Genomic DNA, 13,765 nt, shown 5'->3' on the forward strand with positions numbered 1-13,765 from the left:
TCCGCCATGCGTATCCCCCCGGGAAGGGCCGGTCGCTATTGGTTACGGGAGCGATTGGCCGTCGCCGAACGCGGTGCGGCATTGCTGGATCGCAAGCTCGTCGCCCTCGACGAGGCCGCTGCGCGACTGACCGCACTGTGCGACGAAGCCCGTCACGAGTGGGAGTCCGCCCACCGCGAGGCCGTGCGACGGCACACGCGCGCGGTCCTGCTCGGGGGCCGGGGCTCCCTCGAGCTGGCCGCCGCTCCCCCGGCGCGGGTCGAGGTGTCGACCACGGTGCTGGCCGGAGCCCGGTACCCGGATCGGGTGGATTGCCTGCTGCCACAGGACTTCCGGGACACCATCACCGGCAGCGCCGCGCTGGTCGCCGCCCGGACCGCGCACTGCGAGGCGCTGGCCGCCGGGGTCCGCTACGCGGCCGCCGCCGCCGCGGTCCGGGCCATCGACCGCGAAGTACTCGCGACCCGGATCCGGGTGCGCGGTCTGCGCTACCGCCGCATCCCCGCGCTGCGAACCGCCGAGGCGGAATTGGAATTCGCGCTCGAGGAACAGGAGCGCGCCGACCGCGTGCGCCTGGGCCGCGTCCTCGAGGGCAATCGCGCAACCCGATAATCGGCCGAGGGCAGTTCGCCATGGGCCTATCACCAAGTGGACACTACCGCCGGGCACTCGATTCGGCGGATTCGCTCCGCAACACCGGGCAGTCCACGATGACGATCGAGATGGAGGCAGCCGGCCGGCTGCGCCCGCACGATCCGGTCGGTCGGTCGGGCATTCGGCTTGGCGTTTGGTTGTCGTTGTCAGGAGTTCCTTGATGCTTGTCCTATCTGACGAATCCGTCGGTGGCTGGGTCGTTCCGGCGGCGGTCTCGCCGCCGTAGGAGGTAGCGGTGTATTTCGTCGGCTCCCCAGACGACGAGCGGATAGGGCAGCAGTAACGCCAGGTCGGTGGCGGGGAGGGGGGTCGTACCGAGCAGCGACTGCATTGGTGGGGCGTAGACGAACACGGCGGCGAGGGTGATCTCCGCCGCGATGCCGGCCAGCAGGTAGCGGTTGCTGAACACGCCGATCGAGCGAAGCGAGGCGCGTTGGGTGCGGACGGCGAAGGCGGTGCCGATCTGTCCGGCGATCATGCCGAGGAAGGTCATGGTGGTGGCCTGTTGGTAGGCGTGGTGCAGCGGAGTGCCGGGGCCGGTGGGTAGGCCGGGATGCCAGCCTGCGGTGTGGAGGATGTAGAAGAACCCGCTCATTTGCAGTACTGCGACGATCAGACCGAGGAACAGCCAGGCGCGGATGAGCATGGGCCGGCGGATGACGCCTTCGGTGCGGGGACGAGGGCGGCGGGACATGATCCCGGGTTCGGCCGGTTCTCGGCTGAGTGCCAGAGCTGGCAGGGTTTCGCTGCCGACATCGAAAGCCAGCAGTTGCATGATTGTCAGTGGCAGCGGGATCGCGCCGCCGCCGAGCGCGAACACCAGGAACGGCACGGTTTCGGGTGTGGCATGGGCGAAGATGTAGATGATGAATTTGCGGACGTTGTCGTAGATGCGGCGCCCGGACTGCACCGCGGCGACGATGGAGCTGAAGTCGTCGTCGGTGAGCACCATGGTCGCAGCCTCACGGGCGACATCGGTGCCGGACCGTCCCATCGCCACACCGATGTCGGCTCGATGCAGTGCGGGGGCGTCGTTGACGCCGTCGCCTGTCATGGCGACGACGTGTCCGTCCCGGCGCAGTGCCTCGGCGATGTGAAGTTTGGCTTCTGGTGAGGCGCGGGCGAAGATGATCTCCGGTTGCTCTCGAATGAGTGCGGCGAGGTCGTTTTCGCCGAGTTCGTCGTATTGATCGCCGGTGACGACGGTCGGATGTGCGCCAGTGATTCCGATGCGTGCGGCGACCGCGGCCGCGGTCAGCGGATGGTCACCGGTGATCACGATGATGCGGATACCCGCGGTGCGGCAGTGCGCGACAGCGTCGGCGACACCGGGGCGCGGCGGATCGAGCATGGCGATCAGCCCGGTCAGGCACAGATCATGTTCGGCGTCCGGGCGGCGATGTGGTGGCCTCCGGTCACCGGGAAGTTCGCGTTCGGCGAACGCCAGCACGCGAAGTCCTTCGGCGGCAAAGCTGTTGACCGCCTTGTTCACACGCTCGCGCTGGTCTGCATCGAGTGCTGTGGTCTGTCCGTGCTGGTCGAGGAATCGGGTGCACCGAGGCAGCAGCTCCTCGGGCGCGCCTTTGGTGTGCACGGCCAGTACCTTGTCGCTGCGTTCGTCGATGGTCGACATCAGCTTCAGTTCCGGGTCGAAATGAAACTGCCAGCGCCGGTGTGCTTCACGTCGTCGAGTGTCGATGTCGATGCCGAAGGCGCGCGCCGCTGACAGTACCGCGAGTTCGGTGGGGTCACCTGTCGGTCCTGACTCGTGGTCGAGTCGCGCGTTGTTGCATGCGGCCGCGGTCCGTGCCAGCGCCCCGAACAGCGGCGACGACCCGAGTTGCCGATCCAGCCCACGACCGGGATCATTCGGGTCGAGGTCCAGCCGCCCCAGAGCGGTCCACACGGCCACCGGGGTCATCCGGTTCTGGGTGAGCGTTCCGGTCTTGTCGGTGCAGATGACATCGGTCGAGCCGAGCGTTTCGACCGCGGACAACCTTTTGACCAATGCCCCGCGCGCGGCCAGCGACCGCACCGCGACCGCGAGGGCCAACGTGATGACCGGCAGCAGCCCCTCTGGCACCATGCCAGCCAGCAGGCCGGCGGCGAACACGAGTGAGTCGACCAGGGTCAGATGGGCTGCCAGCGTCGCGACCGGGATGAATGCCACCGCCAGGATCACCGACACCGCGGCGATCAGCCACGCGACACGGCGAACCTGGCGCTCGAGCGGGCTCGGTTCCGGTTTGACGCGCTCGGACAGCGCGGCGATCCGACCGATCTCGGTTGACATTGCGGTGGCGAACACGACCCCCCGAGCCTGCCCGCCGGTGCAATTGGTGCCGCTGAAGACCAAGTCGTGCGCACTGAGCAGGGGGACGTTCACCTCGACCATCGCTGCCGAACGCACCGTCGGCACGGACTCCCCGGTCAACGCCGACATGTCCACCTCAACAGCACCGGCGAGCAAGCGGATGTCGGCAGCTATGCGATCCCCCTCCTCGATCACAACGATGTCCCCGGGAACCAGTTGCGCTGCGTCTATCTCGCGAACCTCACCGTCACGGCAGACCTTTGCACGCTGAGGCAGATATTTGGCGAGGGCCTCCACTGCCCGCTCGGCCTGAACCTCTTGAACGAAAGAGAACGCTGCGTTCAGCACGATGATCAGCACCACCGCAGCAGCCACCACATGCGAGCCCACGATCAGCAACAAACCCGCTGCCAACCAGAGCAACAGTGCCAGCGGATGGGTCAGCTGGCGGGCCAGGGCACCAGGCCACTGCCGGCCGCCGCGCCTGCGCAGCACGTTCTGCCCGTACTGCAACAGACGCCGCTCCGCCTCCCGGCTCGTCAACCCCCGACGGCCGCTACGCAGATCACGCAGGAGCCGATCCGCCGCCTCTTCCGGATTCAACCCAGCCGGCGTCACCCATTCGGCATGGACGCTGCGCACCCTCTCCATATTCACCCCGCGGTAAGCACAAGTCGACAGAAGCATTCCAAGCCCGCCGCAGCACCAACGACACCACGAAAGCCCGCTGACCTTCGAAGACCGGATCACCCGGACCGGAAACCAACCCATGCCAAGATCGGATCCACCGCTGGGTAGCGGCCAGCGGCCGTCGCCGAATCGGATCCGGTGGCTCTGCATCGCCGTGCGAGGCTGTGGGGCATGTCCGAACCCCTGCACTACACCCCGCATCCGCGCATCGCCGAACGCAAGCAGGCCGGACCGCCGAAGACCACCGATGTGGCCGCGGCGCCACCGGATTCCGCGTGGTACACACGGTTCAACGCGAACCTGGCGGTCGTGATCACCAAGGGCGTCGGCACCATGTGGTGTGCGTACGCATTCGCCGCGCTCAGTTTCGTGTCGCTGCCCGCCGCGATCGGTTCGGGCAATCCCGTCATCCTGGTCTCGTGGATCAGTCAGACGTTCCTGCAGCTCGTGCTCCTGAGCATCATCATCGTGGGCCAGAACATCCTGGCCGCGGCCGCCGACAAACGGGCCGAGGCCACCTACAACGACAGTGACGCGATCCTGACCACCACCTTGGACATCCATCGACACCTCGAACAGCAGGACAAGCAGATTCGCGACCTGCTGGAGACGATCCGAGATGCCCAGCGGACCTGGGAATCGCGAAGCCAACCCGAGCTGTAAAGGCCATGGTTTCCCGATCCTGCTGGCGGTCAAGGCTATTCAGCTCAGCCGAGGCTGATTCGGTGGTACCCGGCCTCGGTGTCGGCACACTCCCGGCAGAGCATGCCGACACCGAGGCCGGGATGGTACTGGCTATCCGGTGATGGACTGGAAGACCTTGACGCCGACCAGGATCACGGCGAGCAGCAGGTAGCCGCGCAACGCGAGCATGCCCGCCATGCGCCCGGTGGAGAACACCGGCCGCTCGAGGGTGTCGAGTGCCGGGGTGCGCCACGTGTCGCGGTCGGCCGCCAGGATGGCCTTGCGTTCGGCGCGGGTCAGCGGGGTCGAGTCGAGCTCTTCGACCTGGTCGGGGTCGAGGTTGCCGAGTTCGGCTGCGGTGCGCTCGGTTTCGCGGCGCTTGCCGCGCTGCCAGGAGATCAGCATGCCCGTTCCGCCGAGCACGCCGACGAGAACCCCGGCACCGAACCCGATTTCGAGGGTCGTGGTGGTCAGGTCGGGGAAGAAGGTGGCCGCGGTCAGGGCCAGTGACAGCAGTACCAGCGACCACACGATGACCCCGGCGACGATGTTCTGCTTGACGGTGTTCACCCACGGACCCAGCACGGCCTTGTCGTTGCACAGCAGCACCAGGAACACCGTGGCCGAGGGCAGCAGCACCCCGGCCAGTGCCTGCACGCCCTGGGTCAGCAGGCCCAGCACGTGGTCGGGGCTGAACGACACCGCCGCGGCGATGGCCAGCAGTGCGGCGTATCCGGCGTAGAAGACCGGTGCTTCGGTGATCTTCCAGTGCAGCGAGTGCCGCTTGCCGAGGGTGTCGCCGAGGGCATAGGTGGTGGCCAACCCGACCGCGTTGGCGCCGATGAGCGAGGCGTCCAGCAGCAGAATCGCGAACAGCGCGCCCACGGTCTTGCCCATGTTGTCGCTCAAGCCCGTAGCGACCGCACCGGCGTCGGTGAAGGTGCCCATCGTGTCGGGGCCGAGACCGAAGGCGGCGGCGGCCATGATGGCGATCGCCCCGGCCATGACCACGACGATGCCGACCCACAGGTCGATGCGCTCGTAGCGGATCCAGCGCGGGGTGATGCGCTTGTCGACGATGTTGGACTGCTGGAAGAACAGCTGCCACGGCGCGACGGTGGTGCCCACGATGGCGACGATGAGCAGCAGCAGCGTCGAGTTCAGCCCGCCCGGGAACGACGGGATGAATCCGTGCGCGGTGTCTTTCACGCTCGGGTGCACCATGAACGCCAGCGGGAACATGACGATGTTCAACGCGATCAGCCCGAACAGGAACCGCTCCCATCGCCGGAACGACCCACCGGCGACCACGGCGAACAACAACACCGCCGCCAACGGCACCGAAATCGCCTTGGGCAGACCGAAATACCCCAAGGCCATGGACACACCGATGAACTCGGTGACGATGGTCAGCGCGTTGACGATGAACAGATCACCGACGCTGAACGCGCCCCAGAACTTGCCGAAGCGGTCGAAGATCAAGCGCGCGTGGCCGACACCGGCGACGGCACCAAGTCGGACCACCATCTCTTGGTTGACGTAGAGCACCGGGATCAGCAGCGCCAGGGTCCAGACCAGGGCCATGCCGTAGTTCTGTCCGGCTTGGGCGTAGGTGGCGACACCGCCGGCGTCGTTGTCGCCGACCATGACGATCAGACCGGGGCCAATGACGGCGAGCAGCATCTTGAAGCGCTGCCAGCGGCTGCGGCCTTCGAGGGTGTCGTGCTGGCCGATGGAGCCAAGCGCGCCGACGATATCGCCGACGTGTGCGCTGTCCATGACCGCGCCGGGGGGCGGTGACGCCGTGTCCACGGTGGTGGCTGTGGTCGTGCGGCGTCCAGCGCCGTGGGAGAAGAAGGCCATGACCTCTTCCCTCGCTTTCCTCATCATTCATCAGGCAGGACGGGAACTCCGGCGCGCGGCGGCGACCGGAGTTCCCGAGAACAAACAGCTGCGGTCGCTGACCCGCGACCGCGAAGAGCCCTACGCGTGGTAGGGGTGACCGCCCAGCGAGGCGGTGTAGACCGCGACCCGGGAGCGAGCGACACGCAGGTTCGCGCGCTCGGACTCGGTCAGGGTGTGGCGGGCGCGAACTCGGCGCGCCGAGTCGCCGAGCACCGACAACACGGTCAGCGGGGTACGGGTACGCGGGAATGCGATGACGGCCATGAGGAAACTCTTTTCACAGAATCGGCCCGCCACGAAATATCCGAAGGCCACCAGACTTCTCGAATGCTCGTCGGCCCCCTCATTTCGGGCACACGAAAATAGACGGTCGCCGAATCAGCCGACGAACGATAAAGAAATCAGGAAGCGCTCAGCACGCGGCAAGCCGGGAACGACAATGGTTTTCGAACCGGGCTCGGATACGGACTATCGCCGGAACTCATTCGTCCCTCACCTCCTTGCCGCCAGGACGCACGCGCGCGTCGACCACACCTACGGGGCGCCGCACCAAGCGGAGGGGAAACAATATCGCGACCAGCGACGTTGCGGGCACCCCTCTCTCAGAGCTTCGGCACTGCACGACGTATCCCGCTGCGCGGGAAGCCACTTCGGATCACCCCTTAATCCGGGGAGATCTGTCCTAACCCTGGGCGTCTCTCGACGTCGTCGGATCAGTGGCCTGTATTCGTACAGGAGCCTCGCCTAGCGAGGTGCTGACCGACCAATATTGAACCCTGAAGCGCGTCAAGTCAAATCCAGGCTATGTCGTGATGGATGTCATTGCCGGAAAGCCGATTCCGTACATGTTTTTTCACTTCAGTATTCGCGCGCAGGCGCGATACAGGCACACTGGGAGGCATGACGACCATGGCGGTGAACTGGGCCGCCGAACACCCCGACACCGTCCCCGCCTACAGCCAGACCGAGATCTGGGTCGGGACCGGGCTGTGCCTCGCAATCCTGGCGGGGCTGCTGGTGTGGGTGTTGTCGACGAACCGGCGAGGAAGTCGACGGCCACGCCACAAACAGCGACACCCGCCGAGATCAAGCACGTGATCTGGGCTCACCCGGTCGTCTTCGCACACGGCTGATCCGCGCCGACACCGGGTTAGGAACCGGGTTCCGGCCCGGTGGACCCGGCCCCGGGTAGCCGGTCAGAACAGGGTGTCGCGGACACGCAGCGGCCGGTACCCGGTCGGCCCGAGGCGGGCGAGTTCGGCGTCGATGTCGACCTCGATGTCGACCTCGATCGCACCGAAGAAGTTGATGTTCTCGCTGTGCGCCGGGCTGATGTGTGCGAGCACATCGTCATCGATCCGCCGGCCCGCACGGCGCATCTGACTGCGCCACCAGCCGCAGATGTTCGGTGCGGGTCTGCGCCCGCCTCCCGTACGAACGGAGCTGCGCCGCATCGACATTCAGCTGATCAGCCAACCGGGCCACTACCACCGCCGATGCCGCGCCCACCTTGTCCGGCACGAACCCCAGCCACGGCAACGTATACAAGGCCACCGCAAGCCCCAGCCGCACCGCCGGCCCCCGCCCGCGCGGCGCCACGAACGCAAGATCGGCCGGGGTCAGAGTGAAGAACCGGAACAACTCCTCCCGGCCGATCTCGGGGAACTCCCGCAGACGCTGCAACTCCCCGTCCGCGAACACCCGCGTCGCCACGAACCCCAACCTCCACGCTGCCGATCAACCCTCGCCAGCAGCCAAGCACCAATCACACTGCCCCGCACCACAAACCGCACGACGCCGCCTGACCAGCAGCTACACGAACTTCGTCGTTCTCTGCGCCGTTACTACCGGAACCCCGTGTTGTGCCAGGAGAACAGGTTGGCGATTTCCCGCGCGGCAACGGCGCAGTAACTACCGTTGGGGTGTGACGACTTCTCGTCGCGGCGGTGATGTCGATGTGGGCCGCTATGTCGCGGAGATCGCCGCCCGCATGAACGAGCGGGTGACGGATATCGCCGCGATCCTGCGGCGCGGTCTCGAGGACGAGATCCCCGAATTGCGGGGCGACGCCCGCACCGTCGAACTGCTGGGCGCCAGCGTGGAAGGCAATGTCGACACCATCCTGCACGCGTTGCAGCACGACATTCCCGTCGCACGGATCAACGCTCCCACGGCGGCCATCGAATACGCCAGACGCCTTGCCCAGCATGGAATTCCGGTCAAGGCCCTGGTGCGTGCCTATCGGGTCGGCCATCGGCGGATGACCGAGTTGGTCTTCGCCGAACTGCGGGCCAGCGCTATCGCACCCGCCGACGGTGTCACGGTCGCGGAGGCGATCACCACCGCGACGTTCGAATACATCGACTGGATCACCATGCAGGTCGTCACGGTGTACGAGAGCGAGCGCGAGCAGTGGCTCGAGATCCGCAACAGCGCCCACGCGCTGCTCGTGCGTGAGGTGCTGTCCGGTAGTAAGCCGGTCGATATCGATGCCGCGACCGAATCCATCCACTACCCGCTGCGTTGGCATCACCTGGCGCTGATTCTGTGGTATCCCGACACCGGCGCGGGTAGTGACGAGCTGACCCGGCTGCAACGCTTCGTCCGTGAGCTGGCCGAGGCGGTCGGCACCGCGGCCGCGCCGCTGTTCGGGGCCGCTGACCGGACGAGCGCATGGGCCTGGCTGCCCTATCGGTCCGAGCAGCCCGATGCGGTGGCCAAGGTCCGTGATTTCGCGAGCAAGCGGCCGGACCCACCGCGTCTGGCGATCGGCATCATGGGCCAGGGGATATCAGGGTTCCGCCGGTCCCATCGGCATGCGCTGCGCGCACGCTCGGTCGCGCTCACCCGCGGGAACGTCGAACCGAGAATCATCGCCGCGAGCGATCCGGGGCTATCGACCGCGGCGCTACTCGGCGACCGCGCGGAGGTGGGCGAATGGGTGAGCGAGGTGCTCGGCGAATTGGCCGCCGACAACGACAACGATGCCCGGCTGCGCGAGACGCTGCGGGTGTTCCTGCGCACCGGATCCAGCTACAAGGCCGCCGCCGCGCAGCTCGATCTACATTCCAATTCGGTGAAATACCGGGTCGGGCGGGCAGTTTCGCGACGCGGGCGGCCGATCACCGACGACGACCGGTTGGACGTCGAGCTGGCGCTGCTGGTCTGCCACTGGTACGGCGCAGCGGTACTGCGGCCGAATTCGGACTGACCGCGGCGACAAACCCGCGCGCAGACCGCGCGGCATCGCCGAAGCTGTTCGGTTGGCCGTTCGGTTAACGGGACACCGCCGCGCGGGCCGGAGTTCAGGGTTCGAGGCTCTGTTCGACGGGCTGGCGACAGGTGTGCTGGTGCAGGGTCAGCAGCAGGTGATCGAATTGCGAGCGTGTCGCCGGTGATATCTGGATGGTGGCGATCTCGCCGATCAGCCGGGTCGCCAGATCACGCAGGCGGATGTTGGTTTCCTGCGACCGCCATACCAGTACCCGGAATGCTTGCTCGGCACTGATGCCGTAGGCGAGCATCAGCGCTCCTTTGGCCTGCTCGATCACCACCCGGTGTTGGAGTATCTGCGGTAGCAGGTCGTCGAGGATCGCGTGGGTTTGTGCGGCGTCGCGGTCGGTCAGGTCGATGTAGTAGCCCTCGGTGCCGACCACGGCGCCGGTGTCGTCGGTGATCGAGTCCGACACCACCACGACGTGGTGCTCGGTGCCGTGGGTGTCGATGATGCGGTGGCGGCTGGAGAACGGGGCGTGATCGTGCACCGAGGTGACCAGTGCCGCTTCCACTCGGTCGCGGTCATCGGGATGTTTGTGCGACAGCAGCAGTTCGGTGGTCGGGGTTACTTCGCCGGGTGTGTAGCCGTGCATGCGGGCCACCTCGTCGGACCATTCCCAGCGTTGGTCGGCGAAGTGGAACCGGAACCAGCCCGCTTGCAGTGCGTTGCCGGCGCCGACCACCTTCTCCACCGACGCCGCCACCGCTTCACCGGTGCCGCGGTCGTCCTCGGTCATGGCCTCAGTGTCGCATTCGGCGGCTGGGTGGGAGCCATGATGGTGTTCCACCAGGATCGCAGGGGGCTGGGATCGGGACAGTGCACCACCGGTGAGTCGCCGGAATCGGTTGCGGTAGTGAGCATGTGGCCCACGTCGAGGCGATGATCGGCGGGCCGCGGCCGGTGTCGGCGGCGGTGAACACCACCGGCTGTCCGGCGACGAGGGTTTCGAAGCCGGGGACGTCGATCACCTGATAGTCGACGAACACCGCGGGATCGGTATCGGGAGTCAGGAACCCGAAACCTTTCTCGGTGTTGAACCAGGCGACCTGGCCGTGCTGCCAGCGCGGTCGTTCTCCCCTGCCGCTGGTGTGTGGGAGGTCAGTCGGTGTTGCCGCAGTCATGGTCATAGTCGTCATCGAGGTCCAGTGGGGTGATCCAGGCTTGGTCGAAACGGTCGGTGAGTTCGGCGGCGTCGAGGGCGGCGCGCACCCGTTCGGCCGGCGGGTGCAGCGCGGTGGTGTCGGGGCCGGCGTCGCGGTCGCTGTCATGGACGGGAGTGTTCTGTTCGGCGCGGTCGAAGTCGCTGCCTGCCGGGGCGAAGGTCGCGGTGTTGGTCATGGCGGTCCCCTCCTCGGATGTCCATCGTTGGAGTCGATTCGGCGAAAGGGCCGGGTGAGCCCGGAAGACTCGAACTGACCGGGCTCACCCGTCGACGGAAGGAATTTGACGCAGTGTTGTGAAGCCCGCGCGGGGCGGGAACGACGCGCCGTGCCTGCGATGCCACCTCGAGTGGCTGTGCACGCCCGTCCTGACTGTCTCGGACCGGGACTGGTGCCGGGTGCAGGGTCGGGGGTCGACGCGCTCCCGCCTCCCGCGCGGATCGGTTGTGCTTTTGGGGACAGGCATCACCTCCTGCAACGCTGACGATCTCGGATTCGGGACGACACGGCGCCCGGGCCCGGGGGACCGCGCGGAGCCGGTGAGACCGGGCCCGGTCTGCGGCCGTGCAGGCGGGCGGGCCGCCCCGCGCGCGCCCGCCCGGACCGGCGTGACCGCGGCGCCGGGTTCGGGTTCGGCCCCGAGCGCGGGGCGCGGGGTGCAGCGGCACTCAGAATCTCCTCGACCTCGGCGAACAATTGCTCGAGGTCGGGATCCAACGCGAGCAGGCGCGCATCGGGCCACGAGGTTTCCGTGGCGCTGGTGCTGGTCGGCGCAGCCATCACCGGACCCCCATCGTCGCCGTGCGGGGTGCGGGGGTCAGGCGTTGATGGCCTGACGGTCTGGCTCGGCGCGGGTGATCTCGATCTTGCGCGGCTTGGCCTTCTCCGCGACCGGGATCGACAGGCGTAGCACGCCGTCGCGGTAGTCGGCGCGGATCGCGTCGGTGTCGAGATTGTCACCCAGGAACAACTGGCGGGAGAACACCCCGCGGGTGCGTTCGGCGGCGATCATCGACCGCCCCGGATCCAGCTCCGGACGCGAGGCCTTCACGGTCACCACATTGCGCTCGACATCCAGGTCGAGAGAGTCCGGATCGATACCGGGCAGGTCGAATTCGACGAAGAACTCCTCGCCGTCACGCCAGGCGTCCATCGGCATCACCGCCGGCCGCGCCGGCGTGCCGAACACCGCCTGCGTCAGGCGATCCAGGTCACGGAAGGGATCGGTACGCATCAGCATCGTCGCCACCTCCCATTCACTCCATTCTCGATCGAAGGAAACTCAGATAACTTGTGTCATCTGGCTGAGATTTGTTTTAGCACTCTACTGAGAAGAGTGCAAGCATGGTGGTGAGGTAATCTGGAGAGCACGAGAGAGAGCCTGATGCTGCCGGATCGACCGACCATCACCCGCCCGGTCACCGGCCTGGTCCGGGGCAGGCGGTGTACGGGATCTCGGTGGCCGCCGAGCTGGCCGGGATGGGAGCGCATTCGCTGGGCCTGTACGAGCAGCACGGGCTTCTGACCCCGGCCCGCAGCGCGGGTGGCACAGTCGCTACAGCGACGACGACCTGGCGCGCCTGGCGCGTATCGCCGCACTGGCCGGGCAGGGGATCAACCTGGTCGCGATCGCGCGGATCCTTGACCTCGAAGACGTCAACACCGCGCTGCGCGACACCAACCCCGCGCTCACCGCCGAACGCGACCAACTCCGCGGCCAGGGGTGATGAATACGATGTCGGCCGGGGTGAGGGTGAAGTACCGGAACAACTCCTCGCGGTTGATATCCGGGAACTCCCGTAGACGCAGCAACTCCTCGTCCGCGAACACCTGCATCGCCACGAAACCCGACCTCCAGCACACCGACCAACCTCATCGGCAGCCAAGCCGAGCACCAAACACAATGCCCCGCAGCCCGAACCGGAAGCTCCGCATCGTTGCTGGTCAAGCCATTGTCGTTGTTTTCCGCACGACTACTACCGGGACCCCTTCTCGGATATCGAGCCGGAACGAATTGCCGTCCCGCACCGGGATTTCGACCGCGATGCCCGAAACTTTGCCGTCGCCGCCGCCCATGGAACCGTCGCCGGGGTTGGCGTGCAGAGCGCAGCGGCCGTCGCGTTGCAGGTCGCGGACCTTCACGGCATCGGCTATCGATCCGAATGTCAGATCCTCCTCGGTGAACTCGACCTCGGTGCCGCTGACCCGGGGTGCGCCGTCGTGGCGGATGGTCGCCAGCACGTGGTGTCTGGTCGCCTCGAACCTGGCCCGCACGGCGGCGCGGTTGCTCGAACTCTCTCCAGGTGGCCATCGGTCCACCATGTCGCATCGGTCGGCCGCAACGGCGGCGACCACGCCAGCGCGCCCACACGCGAAGAACAGCTGCGTGGATTACTGTGGCCGCGTGGGCTTTACCGAATTCGGTCCGGGCGACGTCGTGTACTTCCAGGAGGGGCCGTTCATCGGAATCTGCGGCGTCGTGCGCACCGTCGACAAGCACCGGGAAGAACTACGCATCGACTTCAGCGAAGGCCTGGTCCACCGGGAGGGCGGCGTCCTGCGCGAACGCCGCCACAGCTTCACCGTCCGCTTCGACGAGGTCGAACTCGTCTGATCTATGGGTGGCCGCCGGTCGGTTGGGGGCCGTGAGAGGGTGAAAACATCCCTCAGTCCCGGGTGAGCTCGCTGTTGATCATGATGGGTTCACCCTTGGCGTCGGCGCCGGTCATGGTCGAGATCTGGTGATCGCCTGAGTCGGCAATGGTCCAGAAACGTAGTGTTACAGCGGAATCGCCCTGAGTGCAGGTTTGGGCGGGGGGATCGAGTTTGGCGGTGTCGCCGCGGGAGATGAGTGTCCTGATCCACCTGAACGATGCCCGCGCTCGGGCCGACATCGCCCCCCTCTACGGCCCCCTCCTCGGCACCTGGCGGCGCGCCCTGTCCGCCTACACGGTCGAGGAACTCACTCTGATCGCCGACTTCCTGACCCGCGTCGAGGAAGGCTTCGACAAGGAACTCGGCCCGCACGCAGACTGACCGAGTTTCGTCGGTTCGATTGCCGGCGATCGGCTACTTCCGGGC

At 66.8% G+C, this 13,765-nt stretch carries 16 protein-coding genes, 3 pseudogenes and 1 riboswitch; of the genes and pseudogenes, 8 read left to right on the top strand and 11 right to left on the bottom strand.

Features of this window, described 5'->3' with window-relative positions; all coding sequences use genetic code 11:
• Nucleotides 1-6: 6 nt before the first annotated feature.
• Nucleotides 7-612: a V-type ATP synthase subunit D gene (locus AB0L60_RS11555; RefSeq protein ID WP_364611077.1), complete on the top strand. Its 606-nt coding sequence runs from the start codon at nucleotides 7-9 to the stop codon at nucleotides 610-612.
• A gap of 211 nt (nucleotides 613-823) precedes the next feature.
• Here AB0L60_RS11555 and AB0L60_RS11560 read toward each other — a convergent pair whose 3' ends face one another.
• Nucleotides 824-3,610 carry a cation-transporting P-type ATPase gene (locus AB0L60_RS11560; RefSeq protein WP_364611080.1) on the bottom strand — a complete coding sequence of 929 codons (2,787 nt, stop codon included), beginning with the start codon at nucleotides 3,608-3,610 and terminating at the stop codon, nucleotides 824-826.
• A gap of 219 nt (nucleotides 3,611-3,829) precedes the next feature.
• Between AB0L60_RS11560 and AB0L60_RS11565 the strand changes: the two genes are divergently transcribed.
• Nucleotides 3,830-4,321, top strand: coding sequence for a hypothetical protein (locus AB0L60_RS11565; RefSeq protein ID WP_364611083.1), 492 nt, complete (start codon nucleotides 3,830-3,832; stop codon nucleotides 4,319-4,321).
• A 132-nt stretch (nucleotides 4,322-4,453) separates the two neighbouring features.
• Here AB0L60_RS11565 and AB0L60_RS11570 read toward each other — a convergent pair whose 3' ends face one another.
• Nucleotides 4,454-6,205, bottom strand: a complete 1,752-nt coding sequence (locus AB0L60_RS11570; RefSeq protein ID WP_364611086.1) for an NRAMP family divalent metal transporter — start codon at nucleotides 6,203-6,205, stop codon at nucleotides 4,454-4,456.
• Between AB0L60_RS11570 and AB0L60_RS11575 the strand changes: the two genes are divergently transcribed.
• On the top strand, nucleotides 6,204-6,338 hold the full coding sequence (locus tag AB0L60_RS11575; RefSeq protein ID WP_364611089.1) for a hypothetical protein: 135 nt from the start codon (nucleotides 6,204-6,206) through the stop codon (nucleotides 6,336-6,338). The two genes, AB0L60_RS11570 and AB0L60_RS11575, sit on opposite strands and share 2 nt — an antisense overlap.
• Here the strand turns inward: AB0L60_RS11575 and AB0L60_RS11580 are convergent.
• On the bottom strand, nucleotides 6,326-6,511 hold the full coding sequence (locus AB0L60_RS11580; protein ID WP_364612041.1) for a hypothetical protein: 186 nt from the start codon (nucleotides 6,509-6,511) through the stop codon (nucleotides 6,326-6,328). The two genes, AB0L60_RS11575 and AB0L60_RS11580, sit on opposite strands and share 13 nt — an antisense overlap.
• 324 nt (nucleotides 6,512-6,835) lie before the next feature.
• Nucleotides 6,836-7,006: riboswitch (M-box (ykoK) riboswitch) on the bottom strand.
• 141 nt (nucleotides 7,007-7,147) lie between these two features.
• Here AB0L60_RS11580 and AB0L60_RS11585 point away from each other — a divergent pair.
• Nucleotides 7,148-7,345, top strand: a complete 198-nt coding sequence (locus AB0L60_RS11585; RefSeq protein WP_364611092.1) for a hypothetical protein — start codon at nucleotides 7,148-7,150, stop codon at nucleotides 7,343-7,345.
• A gap of 98 nt (nucleotides 7,346-7,443) precedes the next feature.
• Here AB0L60_RS11585 and AB0L60_RS11590 read toward each other — a convergent pair whose 3' ends face one another.
• Both AB0L60_RS11590 and AB0L60_RS11595 read right to left on the bottom strand, forming a co-directional pair.
• Complete coding sequence (locus tag AB0L60_RS11590) at nucleotides 7,444-7,593, bottom strand: hypothetical protein (protein WP_364611095.1); 150 nt, start codon at nucleotides 7,591-7,593, stop codon at nucleotides 7,444-7,446.
• A gap of 37 nt (nucleotides 7,594-7,630) precedes the next feature.
• A pseudogene (locus AB0L60_RS11595) lies at nucleotides 7,631-7,960 on the bottom strand (DUF4158 domain-containing protein); the annotation flags it as partial.
• A gap of 277 nt (nucleotides 7,961-8,237) precedes the next feature.
• Here AB0L60_RS11595 and AB0L60_RS11600 point away from each other — a divergent pair.
• Entirely contained in the window at nucleotides 8,238-9,458 is a 1,221-nt protein-coding gene (locus tag AB0L60_RS11600; RefSeq protein ID WP_364612005.1) for a helix-turn-helix domain-containing protein, read from the top strand.
• A gap of 94 nt (nucleotides 9,459-9,552) precedes the next feature.
• On the opposite strand, the gene AB0L60_RS11605 is transcribed toward AB0L60_RS11600, so the two are convergent.
• The 4 genes and pseudogenes from AB0L60_RS11605 to AB0L60_RS11620 all read right to left on the bottom strand — a co-directional run bounded on the left by AB0L60_RS11605 (nucleotide 9,553) and on the right by AB0L60_RS11620 (nucleotide 11,924).
• Nucleotides 9,553-10,260 (bottom strand): PAS and ANTAR domain-containing protein, encoded by a 708-nt coding sequence (locus tag AB0L60_RS11605; protein ID WP_364611098.1) that lies wholly within the window; start codon nucleotides 10,258-10,260, stop codon nucleotides 9,553-9,555.
• A 154-nt stretch (nucleotides 10,261-10,414) separates the two neighbouring features.
• Nucleotides 10,415-10,582 (bottom strand): annotated as a pseudogene (locus tag AB0L60_RS11610) (cold shock domain-containing protein); the annotation flags it as partial.
• Between the two features lie 40 nt (nucleotides 10,583-10,622).
• Nucleotides 10,623-10,862, bottom strand: a complete 240-nt coding sequence (locus AB0L60_RS11615) for a hypothetical protein (RefSeq protein ID WP_364611101.1) — start codon at nucleotides 10,860-10,862, stop codon at nucleotides 10,623-10,625.
• Nucleotides 10,863-11,501: 639 nt separating this feature from the next.
• Entirely contained in the window at nucleotides 11,502-11,924 is a 423-nt protein-coding gene (locus AB0L60_RS11620) for an HSP20 family small heat-shock protein (RefSeq protein ID WP_364611104.1), read from the bottom strand.
• Nucleotides 11,925-12,163: 239 nt separating this feature from the next.
• Here AB0L60_RS11620 and AB0L60_RS11625 point away from each other — a divergent pair.
• Nucleotides 12,164-12,411: pseudogene (locus AB0L60_RS11625) on the top strand (MerR family transcriptional regulator).
• On the opposite strand, the gene AB0L60_RS11630 reads toward AB0L60_RS11625, so the two are convergent.
• Together AB0L60_RS11630 and AB0L60_RS11635 are read right to left on the bottom strand one after the other, a co-directional pair.
• The gene (locus AB0L60_RS11630) at nucleotides 12,374-12,526 is read right to left on the bottom strand and encodes a hypothetical protein (RefSeq protein ID WP_364612043.1); all 153 of its coding nucleotides are present in this window, start codon (nucleotides 12,524-12,526) and stop codon (nucleotides 12,374-12,376) included. The pseudogene AB0L60_RS11625 and the gene AB0L60_RS11630 overlap by 38 nt on opposite strands.
• A gap of 102 nt (nucleotides 12,527-12,628) precedes the next feature.
• On the bottom strand, nucleotides 12,629-12,958 hold the full coding sequence (locus AB0L60_RS11635) for a pyridoxamine 5'-phosphate oxidase family protein (RefSeq protein WP_364611107.1): 330 nt from the start codon (nucleotides 12,956-12,958) through the stop codon (nucleotides 12,629-12,631).
• A gap of 130 nt (nucleotides 12,959-13,088) precedes the next feature.
• Between AB0L60_RS11635 and AB0L60_RS11640 the strand changes: the two genes are divergently transcribed.
• A complete protein-coding gene (locus tag AB0L60_RS11640) occupies nucleotides 13,089-13,298 on the top strand; it encodes a hypothetical protein (protein WP_364611110.1) in 210 nt (69 codons plus the stop codon).
• A 233-nt stretch (nucleotides 13,299-13,531) separates the two neighbouring features.
• Nucleotides 13,532-13,720: a hypothetical protein gene (locus tag AB0L60_RS11645; protein ID WP_364611113.1), complete on the top strand. Its 189-nt coding sequence runs from the start codon at nucleotides 13,532-13,534 to the stop codon at nucleotides 13,718-13,720.
• The last annotated feature ends 45 nt before the right edge of the window (nucleotides 13,721-13,765 follow it).

It is taken from the genome of Nocardia sp. NPDC051981 (assembly GCF_040680715.1).
GTDB lineage: Bacteria > Actinomycetota > Actinomycetes > Mycobacteriales > Mycobacteriaceae > Nocardia.

Coding starts and splice junctions, on each gene's coding strand:
- AB0L60_RS11575 (WP_364611089.1), top strand. CDS start 6,204: ATGACCTCTTCCCTCGCTTTCCTCATCATTCATCAGGCAGGACGGGAA.
- AB0L60_RS11585 (WP_364611092.1), top strand. CDS start 7,148: ATGACGACCATGGCGGTGAACTGGGCCGCCGAACACCCCGACACCGTC.
- AB0L60_RS11570 (WP_364611086.1), bottom strand. CDS start 6,205: ATGGCCTTCTTCTCCCACGGCGCTGGACGCCGCACGACCACAGCCACC.
- AB0L60_RS11645 (WP_364611113.1), top strand. CDS start 13,532: ATGAGTGTCCTGATCCACCTGAACGATGCCCGCGCTCGGGCCGACATC.
- AB0L60_RS11580 (WP_364612041.1), bottom strand. CDS start 6,511: ATGGCCGTCATCGCATTCCCGCGTACCCGTACCCCGCTGACCGTGTTG.
- AB0L60_RS11605 (WP_364611098.1), bottom strand. CDS start 10,260: ATGACCGAGGACGACCGCGGCACCGGTGAAGCGGTGGCGGCGTCGGTG.
- AB0L60_RS11600 (WP_364612005.1), top strand. CDS start 8,238: ATGAACGAGCGGGTGACGGATATCGCCGCGATCCTGCGGCGCGGTCTC.
- AB0L60_RS11565 (WP_364611083.1), top strand. CDS start 3,830: ATGTCCGAACCCCTGCACTACACCCCGCATCCGCGCATCGCCGAACGC.
- AB0L60_RS11555 (WP_364611077.1), top strand. CDS start 7: ATGCGTATCCCCCCGGGAAGGGCCGGTCGCTATTGGTTACGGGAGCGA.
- AB0L60_RS11615 (WP_364611101.1), bottom strand. CDS start 10,862: ATGACCAACACCGCGACCTTCGCCCCGGCAGGCAGCGACTTCGACCGC.
- AB0L60_RS11620 (WP_364611104.1), bottom strand. CDS start 11,924: ATGCTGATGCGTACCGATCCCTTCCGTGACCTGGATCGCCTGACGCAG.